The following is a 5135-nucleotide window of genomic DNA, read 5'->3' as shown; positions in this document are numbered from 1 at the left end:
AGAAGTATTAAGTGTAAGTGAGCTGGCAGCGATCCGTAGTTCCCGAAGACTCGCGTACTTCAGTACAATAAGGAACGCTGGCGGACTTGTCTGCTGTGTTCGGGATGGGTACAGGAATTGCCCCGCCGCTATGGCCGCCAGACTCACTTACAATAACGATCAATTATAGGTAAAGCCAAGGTCCGGATTCGAACCGGAATGGAATCGCTCTGCAGGCGATTGCGTAGCCGCTCCGCCACCTTGGCGCCATGAGCGAGTTACCATTGAAGGCATTGGATAAATACTTTACCTGGCCGTATATCACTGCATGCTCATATCAGATTTCGCCTGGACAAAGAAAGGTAGCAGGCACGGATGGTTAGTAGCCGCGGACTCAACACCTCGTTACCTTGGTGCGTACATCCCGACCCTATCAAACCGGTCTTTTACCGGAATCCTTAGTGCAGTCTCTTGTTTGGGTTAGATTTCGAGCTTAGATGCATTCAGCTCTTATTCCTTAGCGCGTAGCTGCTCGGCGATGCCTTGTCAGACAACCGATACACCAGTGGCGCCGCTACCCTGTTCCTCTCGTACTAAAGGTAGCTTACCCTCAGACCACGAACACCTCTAGTAGATAGTAACCGACCTGTCTCACGACGGTCTAAACCCAGCTCACGATCTCCTTTAATAGGCGAACAACCTCACCCTTGGCCGCTGCTGCACGGCCAGGATGGAAAGAACCGACATCGAAGTAGCAAGCTGCCGGGTCGATATGTGCTCTTGCCGGCAACAACTCAATTATCCCCGAGGTAACTTTTCTGTCATTTTTGGCCCGCACCAAGCGGGACACAAAAGTTCGCTAGAACCGACTTTCGTCTCGTCATCCACTACTGTGCTGAATAACGTCAGGCTGACTTATGCTCTTGCACTCTTCAGTGGGTTTCCGACCCACTTGAGTCAACCATTGTGCGCCCTTGATATCTTTTCAAGGGCGTCCCGCCCCAGGCAAACTGCCTACCTATCGGGGTCCTCCTCTCGGAGTTAGGATCGTAATCTCAGAAGGGTAGTGTCCCAATTGCGACTCCACCGATGCTGGCGCACCGGCTTCGACGTCTCCTACCTACACTGTACATCCAAGATCACAACCCAACGACAGGCTGCAGTAAAGCTCTACGGGGTCTTCACTTCCCCCTAGAGGTCTCTAGACTGTGCACTAGAAAGTAAGCTTCACCGGACTCTGGCTAGGGACAGTAGAGCTCTCATTGATCCATTCATGCAAGTCGCCAATTAAGCGACAAGGTACTACGCTACCTTAAGAGGGTCATAGTTACCCCCGCCGTTTACAGGCCCTTCGTTCCGTTGGACCGGATGTTCAGGTACCTGCACTGGGCAGGATTCAGAAATCGTACTAGCCCTTACGGGTTTGCGATTTCCTATGTTGATATTAGACAGTTAGAGCTCTCTTGTCACTGCGACCTGCTGTCTACACAGCAGGCACTCCTTCTCCCGAAGTTACGGAGCTAATTTGCCGAATTCCCTTAGCCAAAATACTCCGACACGCCTAAGCCTTTTCAGCTAGGGGCACCTGTGTCAGTTCTCGGTACGGACTTGTAACTCCCTTTTCACGGGTTCCCGGGTGCAGCCGACTTACGCCATTACACATTCATCCACTTCTCGCCATTACGGCTCTCCATGGATTTCGGTGCTTAGACAGCGCGACGGCGCTGCTCAGCCTGCCCAAAAACGTCAGTTTATTGTTACAAGGTACAGGAATATTAACCTGTTTCCCTTTTGACGTACTCGACTTACGGTACGACTTAGGACCGACTAACCCTCGGCTGACGAACATTGCCGAGGAAACCTGGCCCCTTCGGCGGTTAGGATTCTCACCTAACTATGCTGCTACTATTACCAGGATTTTCGTTTCCGCCCGGTCCACAGGACTTCACAGCCCTGCTTCTGCCCGAGCGCAACGCCTTTCTACAAGATCACCTTTCGGTGCTCCGCGGTATCGGTGGTCGACTTGAGCCCCGTCCATTTTCGGGGCCCAAAACCTCGACTGGTGAGCTGTTACGCACTCTTTAAAGGGTAGCTGCTTCTAAGCTAACCTTCCAGCTGTCTAGGGCTTTGGACGCCCTTTAGTATTAACACTTAGTCGACACTTGGGGACCTTAACCGCGGGCTGGGTTGTCTCCCTTACGGACTACAAGCTTACCCCAGTAGCCCGGACTCCGACCTTCTACGACGACAGTAGTTTTGGAGTTTAACAGGAGAGTGAGGGATTTCTCCCCCGGCGTCTCCAATTAGTGCTCTACTCCACCATCTATCTCCAGTCAGGTCATGCTGCGGCATGTTTCGAAAGGAACCAGCTGTTGCCGGGTTAGATTAGCCTTTCACTCCGAGACGTAGGTCACACGAATGATTTGCAGATCAATACCGCTTGCGGTCCTCCACGTAGCTTTCGCCACGCTTCAACCTGCCCACGCCTAGATCACCCGGCTTCGGGTCGTACCCTAATGACTCCACGCACTTGTATACGTCGCGCCTGGCCTTGCGGTTGCGCGCATGTTGCTTTCGCTTCGGCTTCCTAAGTAAAAAGTTAGCCATCGCCATTTGGATACACTCCCTGGCCCGTTCTTCAAAACGTAAGATATAACATTGGCAGTGATACTCGTACAACAGCCTCGCGACTGTTTCCTTCGTACCAAAGTTCCTTTAACGCCATATCGTTCCATCGCCTCCAGGTTTCAGGCACTTTTAACCTCCCTTCTTGGGGTACTTTTCAGTTTTCGGTCACCCTACTAGTTCGCTATCGGTCTCAAGATGTATTTAGTTTTGGAAGTTGGTGCCTCCCAAATTCGCGCGGGATTTCCGACCCACGCTACTCAGGCTGTTTCCCAGATCCTTCAATTCCAGTTTACGTGACTATCACACTCTGTGGTCTAACGTTCCAGAAAAGTTCAACAGGGATTGAGTGGGACCTTTAGGAAGAGCCTATAACACCACATCTCCCGCTCGTTTCCGGCGGGATTCAGTTTGAACTGTACCGTGTTCATTCGCCATTACTAGCGGCATCTCTTCGATTTCTTTTCCTGCCCCTACTAAGATGTTTCAATTCGGGGCGTTCCCGATCATTACTGATCGACACGCAGAGCGTGTCGGGAAGACCCATTAGGAGATCTCGGGTTCATTGGTTCCATGCACCTACCCCGAGCTTATCGCAGCTTGGCACGTCCTTCATCAGCACTTGAGCCGAGCCATCCACCTGAAGGCATAATTACCAGAGTCCACCTCACTTTGTCCAGTGAGCGTCTGATATATGCATGCGTATACACGACTTCATTGTGTCCGTATTGGGGATACGGTCACTTGATCCTTCCCAAGCAATGTTAGTTGCCTGGTGCACTGATATGGACTTGTTGGGATTCGAACCCAAGGCCTTCGCCTTGCAAAGGCGACGATCTTCCAACTGATCTACAAGCCCTTGTTGGGCCTTTGCTGTCAGGCCTGTTCAAGCCTAATTGGATCCTGGCAGTTTATCGATTTCTGACCGGTTGTGTTGGTTGGCTTTTTGCCAACCATGCTTAGGAGGTGATCCAGCCGCAGATTCCCCTACGGCTACCTTGTTACGACTTAACCCCCCTTGCAAAATTTAGGTTCGAACACGGCATGAATCCGTGCCCTCACCCATACCTCACTCGGGTGGTTTGACGGGCGGTGTGTGCAAGGAGCAGGGACGTATTCACCGCGCTATATTGAAACGCGATTACTACGGATTCCAGCTTCACGAGGGCGAGTTGCAGCCCTCGATCCGAACTAAGGCCGGGTTTATGAGATTACCAACCCCTTTCGGGGTAGGGACCCATTGTCCCGGTCATTGTAGCCCGCGTGTAGCCCTGGAGATTCGGGGCATACTGACCTACCGTAGCCCGCACCTTCCTCCGATTTAGCATCGGCGGTCCCCACAGAGTACCCATCATCCCGAAGGATATGCTGGCAACAGTGGGCACGGGTCTCGCTCGTTGCCTGACTTAACAGGATGCTTCACAGTACGAACTGACGACGGCCATGCACCTCCTCTCAGCGATTCAGGTAAGACCTTCAGCCTGACCTACATATTGCTGTCGCCCCAGGTGAGTTTTCCGGCGTTGAGTCCAATTAAACCGCAGGCTCCACCCGTTGTAGTGCTCCCCCGCCAATTCCTTTAAGTTTCAGCCTTGCGGCCGTACTTCCCAGGTGGCTCGCTTCACGGCTTCCCTGCGGCACCTGAAACGGTCGCACCATCCCAGACACCTAGCGAGCATCGTTTACGGCTGGGACTACCCGGGTATCTAATCCGGTTCGTGCCCCCAGCTTTCGTCCCTCACCGTCGAACCCGTTCTGGTAAGACGCCTTCGCCACTGGTGGTCCCACAAGGATTACAAGATTTCACTCCTACCCCTGTAGTACCTCTTACCTCTCCCGGTTCCAAGTCTGACAGTATCCCCCAGAAGCCTAACAGTTGAGCTGTCAGATTTCCCGGAAGACTGATCAAACCGGCTACGGACCCTTTAGACCCAATAATAATGGCCACCACTCGGGCCGCCGGTGTTACCGCGGCGGCTGGCACCGGTCTTGCCCGGCCCTTGCTGACACATGTGATTTATACATGCGGACAGCCAACACATGGTGCTGGCACTCAGTGTCCCCTTATCGCGGTTTCCCGCATTGTAAAGTTTTCGCGCCTGCTGCGCCCCGTAGGGCCTGGATTCATGTCTCAGAATCCATCTCCGGGCTCTTGCTCTCACAACCCGTACCCGTCGTAGGCTAGTAGGTACATTACACCCACTACTACCTGATAGGCCGCAGATCCATCCTAAGGCGCCGGAGCTTTTAATCACAGAACATTCCAGTATCTATGATTCATCTGGAATTATCCCCAGTTTCCCGGAGTTATGCCAGACCTTAGGGCAGGTTGTCCACGTGTTACTGAGCAGTACGCCATGTTCACGAAGAACATTTGACTCGCATGGCTTAGTCGAACACTGATAGCAGTGACCTCTGGCAGGATCAACCAGAATTTGTTGATCACACACTTTGGAAGTCAATTTAAGGAATCGATCGGAGAATTCTATTGAGAGAATTTCCTTTCTGCACATTAGTTTGGTTAATTCCTT

General features: G+C 52.3%; 2 tRNA genes and 3 rRNA genes. All 5 read right to left on the bottom strand.

From position 1 onward, the window contains the following. Positions 1-20: 20 nt before the first annotated feature. Positions 21-142, bottom strand: a 5S ribosomal RNA gene (gene rrf / locus PV02_RS12020). Positions 143-173: 31 nt separating this feature from the next. Further along, positions 174-245 (bottom strand) — tRNA-Cys (locus PV02_RS12015). A gap of 95 nt (positions 246-340) precedes the next feature. Next, positions 341-3268: ribosomal RNA gene (locus tag PV02_RS12010) — 23S ribosomal RNA — on the bottom strand. Positions 3269-3390: 122 nt separating this feature from the next. After that, positions 3391-3463: transfer RNA gene (locus tag PV02_RS12005), tRNA-Ala, on the bottom strand. Positions 3464-3565: 102 nt separating this feature from the next. Continuing rightward, positions 3566-5039 (bottom strand): 16S ribosomal RNA (locus PV02_RS12000). Together the 16S, 23S and 5S rRNA genes with 2 tRNA genes alongside form the textbook arrangement of a ribosomal RNA operon. Between the last annotated feature and the right edge of the window lie 96 nt (positions 5040-5135).

Source organism: Methanolobus chelungpuianus (genome assembly GCF_024500045.1).
GTDB classification, from domain to species: Archaea; Halobacteriota; Methanosarcinia; order Methanosarcinales; family Methanosarcinaceae; genus Methanolobus; species Methanolobus chelungpuianus.
This window is presented reverse-complemented; position numbering and strand designations above follow the sequence as displayed.